This is a genomic window from Kitasatospora sp. NPDC051164 (genome assembly GCF_044455625.1).
In the GTDB taxonomy this organism is placed as follows: Bacteria; Actinomycetota; Actinomycetes; order Streptomycetales; family Streptomycetaceae; genus Kitasatospora.
On sequence record NZ_JBITFB010000002.1, the window covers coordinates 247,584 to 270,020 of the forward strand.

The 22,437-nt window shown below is 68.4% G+C and carries 17 protein-coding genes and 1 pseudogene; 13 read left to right on the forward strand and 5 right to left on the reverse strand.

Annotated elements, in window-relative coordinates; all coding sequences use genetic code 11:
- The first annotated feature begins 63 nt into the window (after window positions 1-63).
- Together htpG and ACIBEC_RS03675 are read left to right on the forward strand one after the other, a co-directional pair.
- Window positions 64-2,040, forward strand: coding sequence for a molecular chaperone HtpG (gene htpG / locus ACIBEC_RS03670; RefSeq protein WP_360492203.1), 1,977 nt, complete (start codon window positions 64-66; stop codon window positions 2,038-2,040).
- Window positions 2,041-2,297: 257 nt separating this feature from the next.
- On the forward strand, window positions 2,298-2,939 hold the full coding sequence (locus ACIBEC_RS03675; protein ID WP_396287717.1) for a hypothetical protein: 642 nt from the start codon (window positions 2,298-2,300) through the stop codon (window positions 2,937-2,939).
- Here the strand turns inward: ACIBEC_RS03675 and ACIBEC_RS03680 are convergent.
- Complete coding sequence (locus ACIBEC_RS03680) at window positions 2,879-3,217, reverse strand: hypothetical protein (RefSeq protein ID WP_360492209.1); 339 nt, start codon at window positions 3,215-3,217, stop codon at window positions 2,879-2,881. The genes ACIBEC_RS03675 and ACIBEC_RS03680 overlap by 61 nt on opposite strands.
- 93 nt (window positions 3,218-3,310) lie before the next feature.
- On the opposite strand from ACIBEC_RS03680, the gene ACIBEC_RS03685 reads away from it, so the two are divergent.
- Both ACIBEC_RS03685 and ACIBEC_RS03690 read left to right on the forward strand, forming a co-directional pair.
- Window positions 3,311-3,520 (forward strand): STAS domain-containing protein, encoded by a 210-nt coding sequence (locus ACIBEC_RS03685; RefSeq protein WP_360492335.1) that lies wholly within the window; start codon window positions 3,311-3,313, stop codon window positions 3,518-3,520.
- Window positions 3,521-3,573: 53 nt separating this feature from the next.
- Complete coding sequence (locus ACIBEC_RS03690; RefSeq protein ID WP_360492212.1) at window positions 3,574-3,978, forward strand: DUF2267 domain-containing protein; 405 nt, start codon at window positions 3,574-3,576, stop codon at window positions 3,976-3,978.
- Window positions 3,979-4,217: 239 nt separating this feature from the next.
- Here ACIBEC_RS03690 and ACIBEC_RS03695 read toward each other — a convergent pair whose 3' ends face one another.
- Window positions 4,218-4,610 carry a DUF2267 domain-containing protein gene (locus tag ACIBEC_RS03695; protein ID WP_360492215.1) on the reverse strand — a complete coding sequence of 131 codons (393 nt, stop codon included), beginning with the start codon at window positions 4,608-4,610 and terminating at the stop codon, window positions 4,218-4,220.
- A gap of 201 nt (window positions 4,611-4,811) precedes the next feature.
- Window positions 4,812-5,246 carry an Hsp20/alpha crystallin family protein gene (locus ACIBEC_RS03700; RefSeq protein ID WP_360492218.1) on the reverse strand — a complete coding sequence of 145 codons (435 nt, stop codon included), beginning with the start codon at window positions 5,244-5,246 and terminating at the stop codon, window positions 4,812-4,814.
- Window positions 5,247-5,527: 281 nt separating this feature from the next.
- Here ACIBEC_RS03700 and ACIBEC_RS03705 point away from each other — a divergent pair, with 281 nt between their 5' ends.
- Window positions 5,528-5,914: a hypothetical protein gene (locus ACIBEC_RS03705; RefSeq protein WP_360492221.1), complete on the forward strand. Its 387-nt coding sequence runs from the start codon at window positions 5,528-5,530 to the stop codon at window positions 5,912-5,914.
- A gap of 4 nt (window positions 5,915-5,918) precedes the next feature.
- A complete protein-coding gene (locus ACIBEC_RS03710) occupies window positions 5,919-6,392 on the forward strand; it encodes a hypothetical protein (protein WP_360492341.1) in 474 nt (157 codons plus the stop codon).
- Window positions 6,393-6,548: 156 nt separating this feature from the next.
- Here ACIBEC_RS03710 and ACIBEC_RS03715 read toward each other — a convergent pair.
- A pseudogene (locus ACIBEC_RS03715) lies at window positions 6,549-6,650 on the reverse strand (pirin family protein); the annotation flags it as partial.
- A gap of 163 nt (window positions 6,651-6,813) precedes the next feature.
- Entirely contained in the window at window positions 6,814-7,494 is a 681-nt protein-coding gene (locus ACIBEC_RS03720; protein WP_360492224.1) for a hypothetical protein, read from the reverse strand.
- A gap of 166 nt (window positions 7,495-7,660) precedes the next feature.
- Here ACIBEC_RS03720 and ACIBEC_RS03725 point away from each other — a divergent pair, with 166 nt between their 5' ends.
- The 7 genes from ACIBEC_RS03725 (at window position 7,661) to ACIBEC_RS03755 (ending at window position 22,426) form a co-directional block, all read left to right on the forward strand.
- Window positions 7,661-9,490 (forward strand): DUF4357 domain-containing protein, encoded by a 1,830-nt coding sequence (locus tag ACIBEC_RS03725; protein ID WP_360492227.1) that lies wholly within the window; start codon window positions 7,661-7,663, stop codon window positions 9,488-9,490.
- Complete coding sequence (locus ACIBEC_RS03730) at window positions 9,487-10,770, forward strand: restriction endonuclease (protein ID WP_360492230.1); 1,284 nt, start codon at window positions 9,487-9,489, stop codon at window positions 10,768-10,770. Before ACIBEC_RS03725 ends, ACIBEC_RS03730 begins: the two co-directional genes overlap by 4 nt.
- 57 nt (window positions 10,771-10,827) lie before the next feature.
- Window positions 10,828-12,033: a serine/threonine-protein kinase gene (locus ACIBEC_RS03735; RefSeq protein WP_360492233.1), complete on the forward strand. Its 1,206-nt coding sequence runs from the start codon at window positions 10,828-10,830 to the stop codon at window positions 12,031-12,033.
- Between the two features lie 109 nt (window positions 12,034-12,142).
- Entirely contained in the window at window positions 12,143-14,983 is a 2,841-nt protein-coding gene (locus tag ACIBEC_RS03740) for a DEAD/DEAH box helicase (RefSeq protein ID WP_360492236.1), read from the forward strand.
- A gap of 18 nt (window positions 14,984-15,001) precedes the next feature.
- Window positions 15,002-20,080, forward strand: a complete 5,079-nt coding sequence (locus ACIBEC_RS03745; protein WP_360492239.1) for a class I SAM-dependent DNA methyltransferase — start codon at window positions 15,002-15,004, stop codon at window positions 20,078-20,080.
- Entirely contained in the window at window positions 20,077-21,300 is a 1,224-nt protein-coding gene (locus tag ACIBEC_RS03750) for a DUF262 domain-containing protein (protein ID WP_360492242.1), read from the forward strand. Before ACIBEC_RS03745 ends, ACIBEC_RS03750 begins: the two co-directional genes overlap by 4 nt.
- A complete protein-coding gene (locus tag ACIBEC_RS03755; RefSeq protein ID WP_360492244.1) occupies window positions 21,293-22,426 on the forward strand; it encodes a DUF3696 domain-containing protein in 1,134 nt (377 codons plus the stop codon). Before ACIBEC_RS03750 ends, ACIBEC_RS03755 begins: the two co-directional genes overlap by 8 nt.
- Window positions 22,427-22,437 lie beyond the last annotated feature (11 nt).

Genomic DNA, 22,437 nt, shown 5'->3' on the forward strand with positions numbered 1-22,437 from the left:
GCGACGATCGCATGCCGGGCGACCCGACCGAACCCTTTCCACCGCTCGAAGGAGACACCTCTCGTGGCCAGCCCGACCCAGACGCTGGAGTTCCAGGCCGAGACCCGCCAGCTGCTGCAGCTGGTGATCCACTCGATCTACTCGAACAAGGACATCTTCTTGCGCGAGCTGATCTCCAACGCCTCCGACGCCCTCGACAAGCTCCGCCTGGAGTCCCTCACCGACACCGACCTCGACGTCGACACCTCCGACCCGCACATCACGCTGGACGTCGACAAGCAGGCCCGCACCCTGACGGTGCGGGACAACGGCATCGGCATGACCCGCGAGGACGTCGTCGACCTGATCGGCACCATCGCCAAGTCCGGCACCGCCGGCCTGCTGGCCAAGATCAAGGAAGCCAAGGACGCGGAGGCGGCGCAGAGCCTGATCGGGCAGTTCGGCGTCGGCTTCTACTCGGCGTTCATGGTCGCCGACAAGGTCACCCTCCACACGCGCCGGGCCGGCACCGAGCAGGGCACCGTGTGGGAGTCCGACGGTGAGGGCACGTACACGATCGCGGAGGCCGAGGGTCTGCCGGTGGGTACGTCGGTCACGCTGCACCTCAAGCCGGAGGACGGTGAGGACGGGCTCGGCGACTACCTGGCCGCGTGGAAGATCCGGCAGATCGTCAAGCAGTACTCGGACTTCATCCGCTGGCCCATTCGCATGGCCACCGAACCCGCCGACACCAAGTCCGCCACCCAGTCCGCCACCGAGGACGGCATCGAGTCCGCCGCCGGGGACGGGGCCGCGCGCGAGTCGGAGACGCTGAACTCGATGAAGGCGCTGTGGGCCCGCCCGCGAAGCGAGGTGAGCGAGGCCGAGTACAACGAGTTCTACCAGCAGATCAGCCACGACTGGCAGGCCCCGGCCGAGACCATCCACATGCGCGCGGAGGGCACCTTCGAGTACGAGGCGCTGCTGTTCATCCCCACCCACGCCCCGTTCGACCTGTTCTCCCGCGACACCAGGCGGGGCGTGCAGCTGTACGTCAAGCGCGTCTTCATCATGGACGACTGCGACGCGCTGATGCCGAACTACCTGCGGTTCGTCAAGGGCGTCGTCGACGCCCACGACCTGTCGCTGAACGTCTCCCGGGAGATCCTGCAGCACGACCGCCAGATCACCGCCGTGCGTCGGCGCCTCGTCAAGAAGGTCCTCGCCGCCCTCAAGAACATGCAGGCCACGAACACCGAGGCCTACCTCAAGCTGTGGGAGCAGTTCGGCCGTGTCCTCAAGGAAGGCCTGGTCGAGGACCGCGACAACACCGACGCACTGCTCGAGCTGGTCAGCGCCACCTCCACCCACGATGCGGAGAAGCAGACCACGCTGCGCGAGTACATCGCGCGGATGAAGGACGGCCAGGACACCATCTACTACCTGACCGGCGAGAACCGCGCGACGGTGGAGAACTCCCCGCACATGGAGGCCTTCACCGCCAAGGGCTACGAGGTCCTGATCCTCACCGACCCCGTCGACGAGGTCTGGATCGACCAGATCCCCGCCTTCGACGGCCACCGCTTCCAGTCCATCGCCAAGGGCCAGGTCGACCTCGACGACGACGCCGACGGTGACGGTGACGGCAGTGACGAGGCGAAGGCCGAGAAGGCCCAGCGCGAACAGGACTTCGCCGCCCTGATCTCCTGGCTCCAGACCGTCCTGGCCGAGCACGTCAAGCAGGTCCGCCTCTCCACCCGGCTCACCACCTCCGCGGCGTGCCTGGTCGGCGATGCCCACGACCTGACTCCCACCCTGGAGAAGATGTACCGGGCGATGGGCCAGGAACTCCCCCAGGTCAAGCGCATCCTCGAACTCAACCCCGCTCACCCCCTCATCACCGCCCTGCGTCAGGCGCACGAGAGGGACGCCACGGGCCCGGTACTCGCGGACACCGCCGAACTCGTCTACGGCAGTGCCCTGCTCGCCGAGGGCGGCGACCTGCCCGACCCGGCCCGCTTCACCCGCCTCCTGACCGACCGCCTCGCCAACACCCTGTAGCCCGCGCCGGGGTGCGGCCCGCCCGGCGTCCCAGCCGGCCCGGCCGCACCCCGCACCGCTCGGCGCCACCTCCGCCCAGCCAACACGCACCGCCGGGGCCAGGTCCACGAGCCGTACCCGGCCCCGGCGGAACGCCTGGGCCGCGCCGGGCCCGGCATCCACCCCCCTCCGGTACCGCCGCGGTCACCCACGCCGGCAGTCGGAAACGGAAGCCGGCCCCGGTCGACGCCTCTCCGACCGATCAAGGAAACCGAAGCGTGTACGAGTACACCGACCGCAGGAACCGCACCCTGTCCGAGCGCGTCAACGCCGTCGCCGAGCGCCGCCCGGACCAGGGCACCGAGCAGGACAGGGCCGCCGCGACCGCCCTGCTCGCCGACATGCTCCGCGCCGCCGCCCAGCACGGCCTCACCCTCGACACCTTCGACTGGGTCACCGACCTGCCCAGCACGTGCTACCGCGCCGTGGCCAGGCACCGCGACCTGTCCGAGCGCGTCAACGCCGTCGCCGAGCGCCGCCCGGACCAGGGCACCGAGCAGGACAAGGTCGCCGCGACCGCCCTGCTCGCGGACATCCTCCAGGCCGCAGCGAAGCACGGCCTCACCCTCGACACCTTCGACTGGGTCACCGACCTGCCCAGCACGTGCTACCGCGCCGTCGTCAGGCACCGCGACCTGACCGAGCGCATCGATGAAGCCGCCCAGCGCCGTACCACCCCCGGCACCGAGGAACAGAAGGCCGCCGCGACCGCCCTGCTGACCGACATGCTCCGCGCCGCCGCCCAGCACGGCGTCACCCTCGACACCTTCGACTGGGTGGCCGACCTGCCCGGCCACTGCTACGCCGCCGTCGTCTCTCCTCTGCACACACGCACCGCCCGGTGGGTCACCGCCAGCTGAAGCTCGAGATCGTCGGGGCGGTGCGTGCCGCCGATGACGGCTGTGTCAGGCGCTTGATCGGCCTGTTCACGCACGTCACCGATCCGGACGGGGCTGCCGGCGCTACGCACGGCGCTCGCCGCGGACGTGGTCGTCAGCGCCGCGAATCCATCAGTCACCTTCTCGACGACCTGCCGCTTGTCGTCGTTACGACGACCTGCTACAACGGTGGAGAGGTCAGGAGCACTGGCAGCACGTGTCTGGAGCGACCGGAGGTGTTCCGTGATGGTGATGCGCACCGATCCCTTCCCTGAACGGGACCGCCTCGCCCAGCAGTTTTTCGGGACTGCCGGAATGTCGACATCGCCACCGGTCCGACGCTGCGCGAGCGCATCGACGCAGCCCTCGAGCGGGCCCCACGGGCGGTGGTCGACCTGTCACGTGTCGATTCCGTGGACCCCGCCGGCCTCGGCGCCCTGGTCGCCGCCGCCAACCGGGCGGAGCGGGCGGGCCGCATCCTCACACTGCGCGTCTCCGGTGGGCGGGTGAAGCGGCTGCTGCGCCTGACCGGCCCGCACCGGCGCCTGCCCGTCGAACCCTGACCTGGCCAATCCCGGCCCGGCGAACCCGGGCGGAGCGAAGGGACGAAAAAGCGATGACTCTGCGCTGGGAAGCATTCCTCGAGACCGTCCAGGACCGCGGGGAGTACGGCACCCCGCAGGAGGCCGAACGGGCGGCCCGCGTCGTGCTGGCCCTGCTCGGCGCCCACCTGCTCGGCGATGTGCGGGCCCATCTCGCGGCCCGGCTGCCCGAGACTCTCGCCCTGGTCCTGCTCAACCCGCTGCAAGCCGCCGAGCCGCTCACTCCCGAGCGGTTCGTACGCGCCACCGCCGCGTGGATCGAGGGCGCCACCGAGACCACCGCCCTGTGGGACGTCGGCGCGGTCCTGTCCACCGTCGCCGACGCGGTCGGCGAGGACCTCATGGGCCGCGTCCTGCTCCAACTGCCGCCCGGCTACGACCTCCTGTTCGGCCGCCCGCAGCCCGGCCGGCGCCCGTGAACCGCCCGGCCACCCGGCCGCCCTGCGAGGTCACGCCCGCAGACGCCTGGGGAGGACGGCCGTAGGGCGGACGCTCGGCAGTACGGGGGGTACGTCCGTGCACCGGCCTTCTGGCTGCGGCCGAGCAGGTCCACGGTCCAACGAGCCTGGCCCCTCATCGGTCACCGCCGGCTGCCCCTACGGCCGGCCAGGCACAGGATGACGCGCGACTCGGGGGCGTGGGCCGGGCGGCAGATCCATCAGGCGGCGGCGAGGTCGGCGCGGCCGAACAGCAGCGCGTAGCTGCGGGGCAGGGAGGCGAGGAGGCGGCCGGTGAGCTGCTCCCCGACGAGGTCGGACAGGACGGTGAGGACGGTGGAGCTGTCCCAGCGGGCGGCGGCGAGGGTGGTGGTGAGCAGGCGGGCGACGGCCTCGACGAAGGCGGGGGCGGCGACCGGGTGGGTCAGGGGGATCTGTGCGGCGAGGACGGCGCGGGCACGGTCGGGGAGGGCGGCGGCGAGGTCGCAGCGTTCGTCGCCGCTGAGCTGGGAGCCGAGGACGGTGAGGACCGCGTCCAGGACGCGCTCCGCCTTCTGGTCGGTGTCGTAGCGGCCGAGGTCGCGGACCTGCTGCACGAGGTGGTGCCACGTCATGACGGATCAGGGCCTTTCCGGGTCACGGGGCCGGCTGGTGCGGCGTACGGGGTGTCCGGCGGGCAGCCGCTGGCCCGTCGCGGCGGTCTCGACCTGGGCTTGCGCGTGCTGCGGGGCTCGGCGCTGAACGGGGGTGGGCTGTCCCGCGCGGCCGGGGGGAAGCCGCGCGGGACAGCCCCGCTTCCGGGGAGGGGTGAGGGGTCAGGCCTGGATCTGCTTGCGGTCGCCGCCGTGGCTGATCGCGATCTTGCGGGGCTTGGCCTTCTCCGCGACCGGGATCTTCAGGGTCAGCACGCCGGAATCGTAGTCGGCGCTGATCCCCTCGGGATCCAGGGTGTCGGACAGCATGACCTGGCGGGAGAACACGCCGAGCGGGCGCTCGGACAGCTCCCACTTGACGTCCTCGCCCTCGCGGCGAGGACGTCGTTCGGCCTTGACGGTCAGCATGTTCCGCTCGACGTCGATGTCGATCGCCTGCGGGTCCACCCCGGGCAGATCGAAGCAGATGACGTACTCGTCGCCGGTGCGGTACGCGTCCAGCGGCATCGGGGTGGGGCGGGACCACGTACCGGTCGTGCTGAGGAACTGCTGGGCCACGCGGTCCAGCTCGCGGAACGGGTCGGTGCGCATCAGCATCGCGAAACACCTCCAGTAGGGATCAAAGGGGGCCAGTGCGCTTCACCTGAATCCGTTCTAGCATGTCATCCATCCGATGACAAATATGCGAGTCACCAAAGGAGTGACGCCATGCGCGAGAGCCCCGCCCCGCCCGCCGCACACAACCGCCGCAGCAGGCCCTGACGGCGGTTGTCGCGAACCACTGCGGCGAGGTATACGGACTACTGGGGGCCGCGGCGCTTTCGCAGGGAGCCCGGCGGCACCGCCCCCGACCGAGCCCGCCGATGAGGTAATGGCAGATGATCACGGAACTGGCCCTGGAATGCGTGGAATTCACCCGCGGGCACTGCCGGCACCTGCGGAGCATCGACTACGACGTCCGGCAGTACCACGACGACGGGACGACGAGGGAGTACTTCTCCCGGGACGACACCGCCCCCGCCTCCCCCGGCGCCCCGTCCGCCGCCATGACCCGCCCCGGGTGCGGGCGCTGCCGGGCGGGCCGCATCGCCGCCCACCGCCCCACCGCGATCCCGCCCGGCACCCCGGCAACGCTGCGCCGGCACGTCACCGACAGCGTGAGCCACCGGCCCGGACGCCACGGCGCGCCACGGCTCGGGGCTCACGCCCACCCCCAGCCGCCGCGAACCGGCGGGCCCGACCGCTCACCTGCCGAGGGGGTGTGAGGCGATGGCCGTCCTGACCGTCGACGGCCAGGACCTGGTCGTCGACCTCGCATGGTGGGAGCGCCTCGCCGCCGGCACCGGCCGGATACGCATCCCGCTGGCGGCGGTGGAGAGCGTGACGGCGACCCGGCAGCCGTGGCGGCTTCTGCGCGGCACCCGGGAGCGGGGCCTGCTCATCCCCGGCCGGCTGTGCGCCGGCATCTGGCGCCACTCCCGCGGACGCGACCTCGTCGCCCTTCGCCCGTTCGGCGCGAGCGCGGTCGGCATCGACCTGCGCCCTCCCGCGCCCTACGCCCGCATCGCCGCCCACACCACCCGGGCCCCGCAGACCGCGGCCGACCTGCGGACCGCGATTCGCCGCGCCACCCCCACCGCCACCCACCAGGCGCCCGCGCCCGAGGCCCCCGCCGCTCCACCGGCCCCACCCGGCAGGACCGGTCGCCGGCGCGTGCCGGGCCCGGTCGCGGCACACGCCTGACCTCGAACCCCGCGCACATCCGCCGAAGGAAGGCCGGCGATGACAACCGATCGCACCCCTCAGCAGATCGCGGTGGCCGCCGCCGACGAGATCCGCCGACTCAACGCACGCACCACCCGCATCGACGCGTACCCCTATCCCACCGACGTCCACCACACCGCCGGCGCCCTGCACGCCGCCGAACCGGGAACCCCTCTCCCAGTCGGTTCGCGCCTGCACGATCTCGTCACCGGATCGGCCGATGAAGTTCCACCACATACCACGCGTTTCACGGTTCTTCCCAGGTCAGAGGCTTGGTCGACCATCGGGGGTCAGCAAAAGGTCAGCGTCGGACGGTTCGGGCGACAGAACCAATGACATTTGCGGCTTTGGCCACCGGGTCGCGGACCGGCAATGCCGACCTCGGCCCAGGGCAAGAAGGCTATTGAAGGTCTCGACGCCGTTCGGCGAGGCAACGCAACCACAAACCACAGGCAGAAGAGGCTTCCTCCAGCACAGCGGCAGTAAACACGCCATCCACGAAGCCTTGTTCCACCATCAGGTCGACCACTGTCGTCAGGTGTCGAGCGACCCTCCCGACCCGCTCGGCGTGCGCCCGCTCTGGAAGCTTCTCTGCCCTGGCTGCCAGCATCCTTTCGAGATCACCGTAGTGTTCCCCGTCCTCCTCTTCGTAGAGCGTCGGCACTCGCGGAAGCTGCTCTTCTGCCAAGTGCGGCACCGCCACGGCCGACGGTGCCGGCTGCTCTGCCTGGCCCAGGATCCGGCTGACCACAACCCGGTTCTCCTCAGACCGCCGGACCCGGTCGGCGAGGTCGTGCAACCTCCCGATCAGCCTGGGAACGTCGCGTTCGTACTCGGCAACCAGGCAACGGCCCAGTTCTTTGGCGACCGACCTACCCTCCTCCGCTGCCCGATCGAGTACTTCGTGGCAAACACCGAGTTCGTCGAACGCCCTTCCCGCCGCCTGCACCGACTGCCGCAGCATGGCCGTTGCGTCTCCATCGAACCGACCCGCAGCCCGGACGAACTCCCTCCTCGGCATCAACGCCGCGAACAGCCAGCCATCCTCCTGCGCAACATCCTTCGACTGCTTCGAACCCATCGCTCTTCCCTTCCCCCAGCACGCCCGCTCGTCCAGGAGCGATCATGGACCTGTCCCGCCCGACGTGCCAACCAACGCCTCTGCGGTTCAGCTCGTCGGCCATCCCTGTCACACCGTACGGATACGATCCTCAGCGATATCAGTTCATCAGGGGGCGGGAAGCAGCGTGTCCGAGAACTATCCAGCGTTCCAACTGCGCCTGCCGAACGGCGGCCCGGTCGCGCACGGCCGCCTGCTGGCCGAAAAGGTCAGCGCGGTCCAGAAGTTCGTGATCAGGGCGGGATCTCCGGTGCGCTCCGAGGTCGTGCCGTCGTTCGCACTGGGAACGACAGCGCCCTACCGGCTCCGGCAGCAGCTGATCGAGGACGGGACGATCCGGCCGTCCGATCAGTGGCCCGGCTGGCTGGAAGTCTTCGCGGACGTCGAGTGCACCTCTCCGTCCGCCGCCGGCTCCATCCTGACCGGCAGCAGTGTCAACGGCTGGGAGGTGTGGAAGACCGCCGACGGCCGCCGCTTGTCCGACTTCATGGAGCAGGTGTGGTGGGGCCCCAACCGAGCCTGGCTGGTGCGCGGCTCCGACGTTGCCGGGATGGATCTCGTGCAGCATCTCTGGTTGCCGGAAGCGCTGGTCAGTTTGCCTGCCACCCAGCTGCGGCCAAGAGCCGAACAGGGCATGAGCAAGGACCGGCTCCGCTCCTTCGTGGACGAGGACTACGGCTCCACGGCGACGTATGTGCACCGCGACCAGATCGTCGAGGACTGCCATGCGTTCCTCTCCCGGATGAAGCCGGGTGACACGATCTGCACGGTCTCCGGCGGGCAGCTCTATCGCGCGAAGGTCACCGGTTCGGCCGAGCAGGTGGTCTCCGAGGACGGGCGTTCCAACCTCCGCCGTCCCGTCGAGTGGCGCCCCGGTGGATTCCCGTACGACGAGCTTCCCGACGAGCTTCGGCAGAGGTTCTCCTCACCGCACGACATCGTCGACTTGACGGCAGTCCATGCCCTGATCACCGGTCTGGGCCTGACCGACCAGGAGTTCGCCGACGAAGCCGAGGCGACCGGTGGCGGCCCTGGCACCGGATCGCCCACCATCACCGCGCGCCGCGGGGCTGAACTCCCCCGGCCCGACCAGGGTCTCGCGGACAAGCTGCATGTGCACGACCTGACGTGGCTCCAGGAGATCCGTGACCTCCTCTGCGACGAGCACCAACTGGTCCTGTACGGCCCTCCTGGCACAGGGAAGACCCACCTCGCCCTGGAGCTCGCCGAATTCCTGAGCGGCGGCCCCGAACGGGTCAAGCTCGTCCAGTTCCACCCCAGTTACACCTACGAGGACTTCTTCGAGGGCTTCCGTCCTCAGGAGGACCCTGACTCCCGGGAGGTCGCATTCCGTCTGACGCCCGGCCCGTTGCGCGAGCTGGCCGACCTCGCCTCCCGTGAGGGCAACCAGCACGTGCCGTACTTCCTCGTCATCGACGAGATGAACCGAGCCAACCTCGCCAAGGTGTTCGGCGAGCTGTACTTCCTCCTGGAGTACCGGCGCAGGACTGTGCGCCTGACCTACTCCGGCGATGACTTCTCGTTGCCGCCCAACCTGTTCGTGATCGGCACCATGAACACTGCCGACCGATCCATCGCCCTGGTGGACGCCGCCATGCGCCGGCGCTTCGCCTTCGTCGAACTGTCGCCCCGGGTCGAACCCACCCGTGGGCTGCTGCGGCGATGGCTCAGGGCGGTCGAGAAGGACGATGAGCCGGCCGAACTCCTGGAGGCCCTCAACGCACGGGTCGACGATCCGGACTTCCAGGTCGGTCCCTCGTATCTGATGAAGGAGGGCGTCTACCGAGAGGGTGGACTCGAACGTACCTGGCGCACCAAGATCCTTCCCCTGCTGGAGGAACACCACTACGGCGAGGGCATGGACGTCGAAGCCCGCTACGGCCTCGACGCCCTCCGCACGGCGCTACGTCACCGCCTGGGCACCTCCAGCGCATGACCACCATCGAACTCGTCGAACACGCCCGCCCGGTGTCCCTTCCGGTCGACACCGCCACAGGCCGGGCGCTTGCCGCCTCCCGGATCATCACGGCGACACCCGATCCCGAACGTCCCGGCCACTGGCTGCTGAAGGCGGGCAGCAAGGTCGGCGCGGTGACGGTATCCGTGCCGGGCGGCGCGCCGACACTCCTGCGCATCATCCCCAAGCTGAGGATCGCGCGGCTCTTCTTCCTGCTCGGCTATGCCCTCGACCCCAGGGGTTGGAAGGACGACCTGGTGGAGCTGGCTGAGGAGATGGAACTGCTCCCTGCCGTCGCCCACGCGTTCGAGCGTCTCCTCCGCGTCGCCCTCCGCACAGGACCGCTCAAGGGCTACCGCGCTACGGACGAGAGCAGCCTGGTCGTGCGGGGCCGCATCCGCGAGGGCGACCAGATCCGCCGCCGCCACGGCACGATGCTCCCACTGGAGATCACGTACGACGAGTTCACCGTTGACACGGCCGAGAACCGCTTGCTCCGCGCCGCCACCGAGCGCCTGCTGCGGCTGCCCGGGGTCGCCCCGGCCGTCCGCAGCCGACTGTTGCACCAGCAGGCTCGGTTGACGGATGCGACCCGTCTGGTGCCCGGCCGGACCTTGCCTGGCTGGAAACCGTCACGACTCAATGCCCACTACCAACCGGCGTTGCACCTCGCCACTGCCATCCTGCGAGGCGGATCGGTGGACCACCGCACGGGCGATGTCCGTACCAGCGGCTTCCTGTTCGACATGAACAAGCTGTTCGAGGACTTCACCACTGTCGCCCTGCGGGAGGCCCTGCGCGACAGCGATGGCTACTGCCGTCTCCAGCCGCACCATCACCTCGATGATCTCGGCGCCATCCGGATGAGGCCCGACTTCGTCCACTACGGCCCCGACGGAACACCCCGTGGCGTCGCCGACGCCAAGTACAAGGCCGAGAAACCTGCCGGCTATCCGGACGCCGACCTCTATCAGATGCTCGCCTACTGCACCACGCTGGGACTCACCGAGGGCCACCTCGTGTACGCGAAGGGCCGCGCGCAACGCGCCTCGCACCGGGTTCGCCACGCAGGAGTGACGATCCACCAGCACGCCTTGGATCTGGAGCAGCCGCCCGCGGGACTCCTGGCCGAAATAGCCGCGATCGCCCGGAACCTACGACCAGCCGTCGGCGCGTCCGCACGGATCCCACCCGGCAGGCGTGGTCAGCAAACCAGCGCCGTCGGCCTCCGGACCATGTCTCCCGATCCACCCGCTTGACCGGACAACGTCTACTACGGTGGCCACAGTATGTCTCCGATCAGCACCATGACGAGGATGGGCGTGCACACGACTAGTCCCCTGAGTCCCGAGGACCCGCCCGAGATCGGTGGCTTCGAACTCCTTGCCCGGATCGGCCAGGGGGGCATGGGTCAGGTCTACCTCGGCGAGTCCCCCGGAGGGGAGCAGGCCGCGGTCAAGGTGATCAAGCCGTCCCTGGTCGATTCGGAGACCCGGCTGCGCTTCGCCCAGGAGATCGAGGTACTCAAGACCGTCTGGGGAAACCGGGTCGCGGCCTTCCTCGACGCGGACCCCGAGGCGGAACCGCCGTGGCTGGCCACGGAGTACGTGGAGGGCGCCGATCTCCGAAGGCACGTCGACGCCTACGGCCCGCTCCCCGCCGTCCTGGCGGCCTCGCTCGGCGCGACCCTCGCCGAGGCCCTCGCCCTGGTGCACAAGCAAGGACTGCTGCACCGGGACCTCAAGCCGGCGAACGTCCTGCTGGGGCCCAACGGGCCCAAGATCATCGACTTCGGCCTCGCGGTGTTCGCCGAGTCGAGCTCCTCCCTCACCGCCCCGAATACGGTCGTCGGCACACCCATGTGCATGGCTCCGGAGCAGGCCAACGGCGTGAAGCCGCTCACGGAGGCGGTCGACGCGTACGCACTGGGCGCGGTCCTCCTCTTCGCGCTGACCGGCCGGTACCCGTACCAGGCGGCCAACATCAATGTGCTCTTCCACATGGTCACCGATCCGGACACGCCACCGGACCTGACCGGCGTCCCGACCGAGCTGTCACCGATCCTGGCCTCGATGCTGGCCCACGAGGCCAAGAATCGGCCGTCCCTGCCGTCCGTGGTCAAGGAGTTCCGCGCCGTCATCGAGGCTCAGGGACTCAAGGTCGCCCAGGCCCGCCGACGGCTGACAGCCCTGACCACGGCGAAACCGGCTCCCGGGCTCGATGTAACGGCCCCGACCGTGAAGCTGCTGCCACCGGCCCCGGTCGACGCACCCACGGTGCAGGCCCCGTCCCCTCCCGCACCGGTGGTCGTCTCGCTGCCTGGCCCCACACCCGACGAAGGTCCCGGCTACACACCGACGCTCAAAGACGCCCCGGCGGCAGCGGCCGCACCCGCCGACACGCCTGGGCCGGCATCGGCACCGCCCTCGGCATCAGCGCCTCGCACACGCCGGCGATCCCTGCAGGCCCGCCGCACGGCCCAGCAGCTGCGCGAGGTCTACGCAGCCAAGGCTCCGTTCTGAGCGGAGCCCCACCCCCTCCTCGCACTCGCCGTAAGCTCTTCACCTGGTGCGCTGTCCTGCGAGGACGGCCGGCACCATCACACAGCACGATGAACACAGGAGGCCGCGGGTGACCCCCGAGCTGAGCAGCGCCGAACCGACCGGGACCGCGGAGGACCCGTATCCGGCGGGCGCGCAGGTCTTCGTTCGGGACGAAGTGTGGCTCGTACGCAACAGCTCGCTCACCGAGCACGACGGCGCCCGGGTCGAAGTGGTCGGCGTCTCGGACTTCGTCCGCGACCAGGAGGCGGTCTTCTTCACCGCCCTGGACCGGATCGAGCTGGTCGACCCCCGGCAGACGAAGCTCGTCGCCGACGACTCGCCGAACTTCCGCCGCTCCCGCCTCTTCCTGGAGGCCGTGCTGCGACGGACCGCCCTGCCCCAGTCCGAGCGCGGCCTCGCCCTCGCCGACTCCTTCCTGCTGGACCCCCTCCCCTATCAGCAGCGCCCGGCCGAGCTCGCGCTGTCCGGGCGCAACCTGCGGCCCCGGATGCTGATCGCCGACGTGGTTGGCCTCGGCAAGACCCTGGAGATCGGGCTCACCCTCGCCGAGCTGATCCGGCGTGGCCGGGGGGACCGCATCCTGGTCGTCACCCCGCAGCACGTGCTGGAGCAGTTCCAGCACGAGCTGTGGACGCGCTTCGCAATCCCGCTGATCCGGCTGGACTCGGTGGGCATCGAGCGGATCCAGCGCGAGATCCCCGCCGGCCGTAACCCCTTCACCTATTTCAAGCGCGTGATCGTCTCGATCGACACCCTGAAGAACACCGACCAGTACAAGCACCACCTGGAACGGATCAGCTGGGACGCGGTCGTCATCGACGAATCGCACAACCTGATCAACCGCGGCTCGCTGCGCAACCAGCTCGCCCAGATCCTGGCCCCGCGCACGGACGCCCTGCTCCTCGCCTCCGCCACCCCGCACAACGGCGACGCGAAGTCCTTCGCCGAGCTCATCGGTCTGCTGGACCCGGCGGCCATCCGAGACCCGGAGAACTACCGGGCCGAGGACATCGAACACCTCTTCATCCGTCGCACCAAGATCAGCCAAGAAGTGCGCGAGCAGATGAAGGGTCAGTGGGCCGACCGCGGCGCCTCCCGATCGGTCCGCTGCGCAGCCACGCCGGCCGAGGAGAAGGTCTTCGAGGAGCTGGCCGAGGTCTGGCTGCCGTCCGACGGCCGGAAGTCGGTCAGCGACGTACCGCTCTTCCCCTACACCCTGCTCAAGTCCTTCCTGTCCTCGCCCGCGGCTCTCAGGGCGACGGTCGAGACACGGATCAAGACCCTTGAGAAGAAGGAGAGCCAGTCCTCGGTGGCCGCCGAGCGGGAGGCCCTGCTCCGGCTGCGCGACCTCACGGCTTCGATGTCCGACACCGACTCGGCGAAGTTCAACGCGCTCGTCTCCGAGCTGCGGGCGATCGGTGTGAAGCCCGGCTCCGACACCCGCGTCGTCGTCTTCTCCGAGCGCGTACAGACCCTGGAATGGCTGCACCGCGTCCTCCCCGCCGCGCTCGGCTTCAAGGGCCGGGCAGCCGAGGGCGCCGTCCGCATCATGCACGGCGGTCTCACCGACGAGCAGCAGATGCAGTGCGTCGAGGACTTCGGCCTCGCCGACACCCCCGTACGCGTGCTGCTCACCGGCGACGTCGCGTCCGAAGGCGTCAACCTCCACCGCCAGTGCAGCCAGCTGGTGCACTACGACGTGCCCTGGTCGCTGATCCGCATCGAGCAGCGCAACGGGCGCATCGACCGCTACGGCCAGGCCCGCTCCCCCGAGTTCCGCGCGCTGATCCTCACCAGCGAGGTCGAGGGCGCCAAGGACGACACGCTCGTCGCCGAGCGCCTGCTCGACCGGGAGCGCGAGGCCCACCAGAAGCTCGGCACCGCGGAGGCGGTCACCGGCCTCTACCGCGCGGAGGCCGAGGAGAAGTCGCTCATCCAGGACCTGCTACGCGGCCGCACGGTGGAGGAATCCCTGGAGGCGCACCGCCCGCAAGCCGACGAGGCCGACGGCATGGACGACTTCCTCGCCGACTTCTTCGGCTCGGTCGGTGAGGAGCCCACCGGCGAGGAAACCTCCGTGCCGCGCGCCGACGTCCCGCGCCTGTTCGCCTCCACCCGGGAGTTCCTGGACGAGGCCCTGCGCGAGGTCTTCCCGGACGCCCAGAGCACTCTGGAGATGGACCGCGACGAGACCTCCGGCCTGATCTCCTTCCGCCCGCCGGCCGACCTCGTCCACCGGCTCAAGGCACTCCCGCTCGACTACGTCCGCGAGCAACGGCTGCGCGAACGCCTGCTCGTCACCCTCAACCGCCGCCTCGCCGAACACTCCCTCCAGCGGGCCCGCGAATCCTCCACCTCCAGCTGGCCGGAGATCTCGCTGCTCACCGACCTCCACCCGGTGGTGGAGTGGCTCACCGACAAGGTGCTGGTGCGCCTCGGGCGCCAGGAGGCCCTGGTGGTCAGCGCGGACGTCGCCGAACCCACGTACCTGATCCAGGGCGTCTACTCCAATGCCCTCGGCCGGCCGACGGTGGTCAAGTGGATGGCGGTCACGCGGGACGGCGCCGTCGACGACGACATGGTGGCGATACTCCGCCGCTCCGGCGTCGGCCCCACCATGGCGAACCCGCTGAAGCACTGGCCCGTCGACCGTCTGCAGGACGGCATCCCCGCCGCACTGGAGAGTGCGGAGGCGTTCCTGGAACACCACCGGGAGGCCTGGGACGAGCCGCTGCGCGAACCGATCGAGAACTACCGGCTCCGCCTCGGTGCGTGGGAGCAGCCGACGCTGGCCGGCGAGCGCACCAAGGCCCGGCTCGCCGGCATCGCCGACTCGCTGCTCACCACCGGCCGCCCTCTCCTGCGCGTCCTCGCCGTCCTCGCCCCCACGCCGCCCCAGGCCGTCTGACCTCTGAGAGAAGCAGTAATGACGTACGACTCCCTGGTGAACCGCGGCGACTACTTCTCCGCCCACTACCTGGCCGAGGTCCTGCCCAAGGACCTCAAGTCGGGGCTGCTGAGCGTGTGGAAGGAGCGCGAGGAGGCAGCGAAGGCTGCGGCCTCCTCCGACGATGTGGAGCAGGACCCGGATGCCCTGCCGGTCACCCCGCGGGCCGGTCTGCGGGCGCTGCGCCGCCCCTACTTCCGCTCGCGGGCCGGCTTCGCCGTGGCAGAGGCGGCGGATGACGGCCAGATCGTGGCAGACGACGACACCGCCACCTACGGCTCCCCGGCCTGGCGCGAACAGGTGCACGCGCTCAACGCGCGGGTGCTGCTGGCCCTCGGCTACGACGCCAAGCCCGGCACCATCACGGTCGAGCGGGCCGACCAGGCCCACCAGGTGCAGGTCGCACACAGCGAAAAGGGCCTCGTTGCGCTGGACTGCGGCTGGGCCGCCGAACCGGACGCGGCCCTGGACCCCGATGGCCCGGGGCGCCTGCTCGAACCGCTGGTGCTCGACGGGCAGCACACCGTCGCCACCGGGTCGAAGCTCGCCTCGTTCCTGTTCGCCTGCGAGGACGCACCCCGGTATGTGCTGCTGCTGGTGGGCGGCGTCGTGATCCTCGCCGACCGGATGACCTGGGGCGAGGGCCGGTACCTCGCCGTCTCGCTGGACGGCGCGCTGGAGCGCAACGACACCAAGGCCGGCGGCGAACTCGACACGGTGGCGGCGCTGTTCGGCGCGGACTCGCTGCGCACGCCGGAGGCGGGTGGCGAGAACCCGCTCGCGGAGCTCGTCGACAAGTCCACCAAGCATGCGGTGGGCGTCTCCAGCGACCTGCGCGACGGACTGCGGCTGAGCGTCGAGCTGATCGCCAACGAGGTGCTGGAGCGCATCCGCGAGAACGAGGGCGTGCGGCCCGAAGACGTCATGGAGCTCCCCGAGTTGGGGAAGCAGCTGACGCGGGAGTCGTTGCGGTATCTGTACCGGATCCTGTTCCTGTTGTACGCGGAGGCCCGGCCGGAGCTCGGCATCCTGCCGGCCGACTATCCGGAGTACCAGCAGGGGTACGGGCTGGGGCGGCTGGGCGAACTCGTCGCCGAGCGGGACCTGGTGGACGAGAAGTCGCGGCGCGGGTTCTACCTGTACGAGTCGCTGGACCTGCTGTTCGGGAAGGTCCAGGACGGCTACCGGCCGCGGCGGACCCATGGGGTCGTGGAGGAGAAGGCCTCGGAGGACGTGGGGCTGCGGTTCGAGCCGCTGCACTCCAAGTTGTTCGAGCCTGAGTCCATCAAGCTGATCGGCGCGTCTTCGGTGCCCGACCCGCGATTCGATGCCGACGAGACCGGCCAGGAGCGTTACCTCGACACCCGCCTGCGCAACGCGACGCTGTACAAGGTGCTGCGACTGCTGATGCTCACCAAGGGACGGAAGGGCGAGCGCGGCGGTTTCATCTCGTACGCGCAGCTGGGCATCAACCAGCTCGGGGCGGTGTACGAAGGGCTGATGTCGTACAGCGGCTTCGTGTCGGACAAGGAGCTGTACGAGGTCGCGAAGGGTGGCGACCCGAAGGACGGCTCGTGGCTGATTCCGAGGTCGAAGGTCGACGAGTACCCGGACAGCGTGTTCGTGCGCACCCGGGACGAGGACACCGGCGAGGAGGTGCCGGCCAAGTACGCCCCGGGCGAGTTCGTCTACCGTCTGTCCGGCCGCGACCGGCAGACCTCGGCGTCGTACTACACGCCGGAGTCGCTCACCAAGGTCACCGTGCAACTCACCCTTCAACACCGCCTGGACCAGGACGGGACGACCACGGAGGCCCGCGAGCTGCTGGACTGGAAGATCTGCGAACCGGCCCTCGGGTCGGGCGCGTTCCTCAACGAGGCGATCAACCAGGTAGCGGCCGAGTACCTGCGGCGGCGGCAGGACGAGCTGGGCGTCGCCATCGACACGGAGAAGTACCCGGTCGAGCTGCAGAAGGTGAAGGCCTACATCGCCCTGCACAACTCGTACGGCGTCGACCTCAACGAGACGGCGGTCGAGCTGGCCGAGGTATCGCTGTGGTTGAACACCATGCACCCCGGTATGGAAGCGCCCTGGTTCGGCCTACACCTGCGACGGGGCAACTCGCTCATCGGCGGGCGGCGGGAGGTGTATCCGGCCGAGAGGCTGAAGAAGGGTGCCTGGCTGGGCACGACGCCCGAGCGCTTCCCGCTGGCAGATGCGGTGAACGGGATTCCGTTGCCGGAGGGCTCCGTCCACCATTTCCTGCTGCCGGCGAAGGAATGGGGCGCGGTTGCGGCCGAGAAGGAAGCCAAGGCACTTGCCCCGGAGGCCGCGAAGGCGCTGGGGGCGTGGCGGAAGGCCATCACCAAGTCGCCAAATGCCAAGCAGACTGCCCGCCTCCAGGGATTGGCGCGGAGGGCGGAATACCTCTGGGGCCTGGTCGTGCGGCGCTTGGAAATCTCCGAGCGTGACATCTCCCGGCGCATCGATGTGTGGGGTGCCGTGGAGGACTGGTTGCGGCGACCCGAGGCAGCCGTGCAACGTGAGGAGGCCTTGGCGGACCTTCTGGCCGTCGACACCCCGTACTGGCGGCTCAAGACTCTGATGGACGCGTGGTGTGCACTGTGGTTCTGGCCGGTCCAGGAAGTCGCGCTGCTGGACGGAACCGACGACCAGTATGAACGTGCGGCGGACACCCCGCTCGCAGTGGCTGCTGCTGAGGAAGCGTCGAACGTCCTCCTCTCCTGGGAATCCATGGACCTCTTCGGCGAGATCAGCGAATCCGGACAGCTGACGAAGCAGGCCGTCGAGCGCCGGCGCACCGGCCGACGCAAGGAGGCCATCCGCGACCAGCGCCGGGCCGTCATCGCACTTCAATCGTTGGAGGACTGGCTCGACTTCGCTGAAGCCCTGCTCGGCACACACGAAGTACCAGCCGAGTCGCTTGTGTCAGCCTTTGAGACCCTGGACGAGCTGACCCCCTACGAGGACGCTCTACCCGATCTGATGGGCATGGACCGTGCGCACTGGCTAGAGTCGCGTTTCCCATGGACGTCGGCCGTGCAGGATCTGGCAGAATCCCAAGGCTTCTTCCACTGGGAACTGGAGTTCGCACAGGTCTTCGAACATGGCGGGTATGACCTTCAGATGGGAAACCCACCGTGGGTGCGGCCCACCTGGCAGGAGCCTGCCACCCTGGCGGAGTTGGACCCCTGGTTCACCCTTACCGAGAAACCGAGCGCTGAGGAGTGGCGGCTTCGGAAGCTTGATGTCCTGGAAGCACATAATCACGAATTCTTCCTTGACGAGCTCGCCGAAACCTCCGCAGTATCTACATTTCTGAGCTCTTCAGACACTTATCCACTCCTGCAGGGCACGCAGCCAGACTTGTATCGAGCCTTCATGTGTCAAACCTGGAAGAACCTCAGCGCCAATGGCACTGCAGGCTTGATCCATCCTGGAACACACTTTAGCGGCGTCAAAGAAGGTCCACTGCGTGCCGCATCATACGGCCACCTCAGGCTACATGCACACTTCATGAACTCCCTATTCCTTTTCGACATTCGAGATCGCAATGAATTCGGGGTTAACATTTACGGATCACCCCGAGATATCGATTTCACGCACATTAGCTGGCTGTTCACTCCAGAGACCATAACGGCATCGCTCGCACATGATGGCACGGGAGAGGTTCCCGGAATCAAGCATGCACGCAAGTGGGACATTCGGCCCCATCGATCTCGCCTAACTCGAGTGGACGCCGAGACTCTCCGAGACTGGCACAGGCTAACCGGGTCCTTGGAAACGCCAATCACCGAGACCCCCCTCCTCTATCCAGTTACCACCAACGAAAAATCCGCAATTACCGCCTTGTCCTCTTTCGGTGACCGACTTGCAGACCGGCGTCCGAGAATAACTCGCGGATTCGACGAGGTTGCCGGAAAGCGGGACGGCTACATCTCGTGGCGCACAGAACAGCCCAAGAGCCTGGAGGAGACGATCCTCCAGGGACCGCACTTCGGCATCGCAACGCCACTGGCGAAACAGCCAAATATTCCTTGTCGAAACAAGAACGACTGGACAGCCTGGGACATCACCCAACTGCCACCGGATGCTATCCCCGTGGCAAACTACATGCGCGCATGCGATCTTGATCGCTATCAGAATGCGCACGACCAGTGGGAATCTAGGAGCTGTACAGAATTCTATCGCCTGGCGTGGCGCCGAATGATTCCCGCCGCAAATGAGAGGAGCCTCTTTGCCGCACTCATTCCCCCAGGGCCCACCCACGTCTACACGGTGCAATCACTCTCCCTGAAGGACAATCTTCAAACCGCCCTCTCAGCCGGCTTTTGGGCTTCTTTGCCTCTGGATTATCAGCTTCGCGTTACTGGGCGAGCAGACTTGACACCCTCAGGGGTGAGAACCATGCCGGCCCCCACGCCATACCACCCCCTCGCAACTGCCCTGCTCCTACGAACGCTCCGCCTGAATTGCCTCACCAACGCTTATTCACTCCTCTGGAGCGAGCTCTTCAATCCCGAATGGCCGGGATATGAGAGCTGGGCATGCCAATGGCCGAATCTCAGACCACTGGCTTCTCATCTCACCAGCACGTGGGAATACGAGACTCCGCTGCGTACCGAGTGCGAGCGCCGCGCCGCACTCGTCGAGCTGGACGCACTAGTGTCCGTTTGGCTAGGTATTGACGCCGATCAGTTGGCGGCAGTCTACAAATCTCGCTATCCCGTACTCTCCGACTATGAGGCGGAGATGTACTTCGACGCTAACGGTCGAAAAATGGCACGAAATCACAATTCATACGGCCACGGTCAGACCAAGGAGGACTATGCTGCTCTCCTCGATCACCTGGCCAGTCCGGCAACCACCCCTCCGCCAGCGGGCTACACCGCACCGTTTTACAAGGCCGACCGCGAAACCGAGATGCGCGCTGCCCACGCGCACTTCCAGGCTCGCCTGGATACGGAGATCGCCGCGGGCCGATGGTCCCCGCCGACTTCGACGGCACCGGTGATGCCCAACGAGGAGGGATCATGACCGACACCAGCAACGCCCCGGGTGGGAAGCCCCAGGAGCGCCTCGCACCGGAAGCCCTCTTCGCGCTCGACGAGCCGGGAACGCAACTCCCCGTCGAGTTCGACGACGGGGGCAGGAGCTCCGGCGTCGAGTCCGAGGACATCGGCGAGCGGATCGCCAGCCCCTTCGATCCCAGCAAGATCGAAGTTCAGACCCGTACCCCCACGGTCTCGCTCCTCCTCAACCGCATCCGGCGCAACACCATGGACCTCGCCCCGGATTTCCAGCGCCGTGCCGGTATCTGGACGGCGAAGGCGCAGAGCAGGCTGATCGAGTCGCTTCTGCTCCGAATCACCCTGCCAACGCTCTATGCGGCCGAGGTGGACGACGACTCCTGGGCGATCGTGGACGGCGTGCAGCGGCTGTCCACCATCGCTCGCTTCGTCGACCCCGACGCCATCGGTGCCGAGCCTCTCGTCCTCACCGGCCTGGAATACCTGACCGAGTTCAACGGATCTTCTTTTGCCGACCTTCCGAGCCGCCTGCAGACCCGGATCGAGGAGACCGAACTCGTGGTCCTCCTCATCCGTCGCGGCACACCGGAGGAGGTGAAGTTCAACATCTTCGCCCGCATCAACACGGGCGGCCGCCCTCTGACGCGTCAGGAGTTGCGCCACGCGCTCATCCCCGGCCGGGCCCGCACCTTCCTGTACGAGCTCGCCAACACCAAGCCGTTCCTCAGTGCGACGTCCCGCAGCGTCTCCCCCGAGCGCATGTCGGACCGCGAGATGTGCCTTCGCTTCCTGGCCTTCAGTCTCAACTCGCCCGAGTCCTATGCCTCGCAGGACTTCGACGGATTCCTCCGGTCCGCCATGCACGACATCAACACCCTCTCCCCGGAGGACCTCGCCGACCTGGCCGGCCAGTTCGCCCACTCGATGCAGGCGGCAGAGCGCATCTTCGGCGGGCACGCCTTCCGGAAGCGGTTCCGTGGCTACAACCGCCGTTCTCCGGTCAACAAGGCTCTGTTCGAAATCGAGTCGGCATGCCTGGCGAACCGAACCCCCGCCGAGATCGACCTGCTCGAAGCCCGCCGGTCGGTCGTGGAGAAGAAGTTCATGGAGCTGATGGACGACCCCGCATTCGTGGGCGCCGTGTCGGCCGGCACCGGAGATGTCGGCAAGGTCCGGCTTCGCTTCCGAGAGATGGACCGGATCTTCCAGGAGACGCTTGATGCTTGAGCACATTGGCATCACCAACTTCAAGGCCTTCGCCCGCCAGGACATCGCCCTGGCCCCCTTCACACTCCTCACCGGGCTGAACTCCTCCGGCAAGAGCACCGTTCTCCAGTCCCTCGCGCTCCTCCGCCAGTCCCACGGGCTTCTCCATCTTTACGACGACAGCGGCGGCTTCCTCCTCAACGGTGAACTCGTCGAGCTCGGCACTGGTCAGGACGTGCGGCACGACACGTACGTGCGACACGAGTCGGCCGCCGGGGACGCTCGCAGCATTACGCTCGCCGTGACGTCCGACGGAACCCGCTACGACTGGTCTGCCGCATACGGCCGTGAGGACGATCTGCTGAGGATGATCGACTGTCCGATGGGCCCGGACGCCCACGACGCGGATGAGTGCTCGCTTTTCCAGCCCGGATTCCAGTACCTCAAGGCCGACCGGATCGTCCCGGCTGTCAGTTACCCGCGCTCCCACCAGGCAGCCGTGGGCCGTGGATTCCTCGGCTCCCGGGGTGAGCACACCGTCAACTTCCTCAGGGCTCACCAGGACGACCCCGTCACGGCCGGCCCCCTCCGCCTCGACGACGCCCGGTCCGCCTCGCTTCTCTCCCAGACCGAAGCGTGGATGCAGCGGCTCTGCCCGGGCGTCAATCTCGAAGCCGTGGGCATCGACGGGACTGACACCGTGCGCCTCAGCTACGGTTTCGGCTCCGGCGTCTCCGCTTCCAACCGCTACCGTCCGACCAACGTCGGATTCGGGCTGACCTACGCGCTGCCGATCGTCGTCGCCTGCCTGTCGGCCCAGCCGGGTGCCCTGATCCTCCTGGAGAACCCGGAGGCACACCTCCACCCGCAGGGGCAGACCTGGCTGGCGTACCTCGCGGTGGCCACGGTCGCCGCCGGAGCACAGGTGATCGTGGAGACCCACTCCGACCACGTCCTCAACGGCCTGCGCATCGCCGTGAAGGACGGACGCATCCCCGCCTCGTTCACGGCCGTCCACTTCTTCCGGCGCCACGAGCAGACCGCCGAGGTGGTCAGCCCCGTCATGGGTGACGACGGCATGCTCTCCGAGTGGCCGACGGGGTTCTTCGACGAGTGGGAGAACTCCCTGGAGAAGCTTCTCGACTGACCTCGCGCACC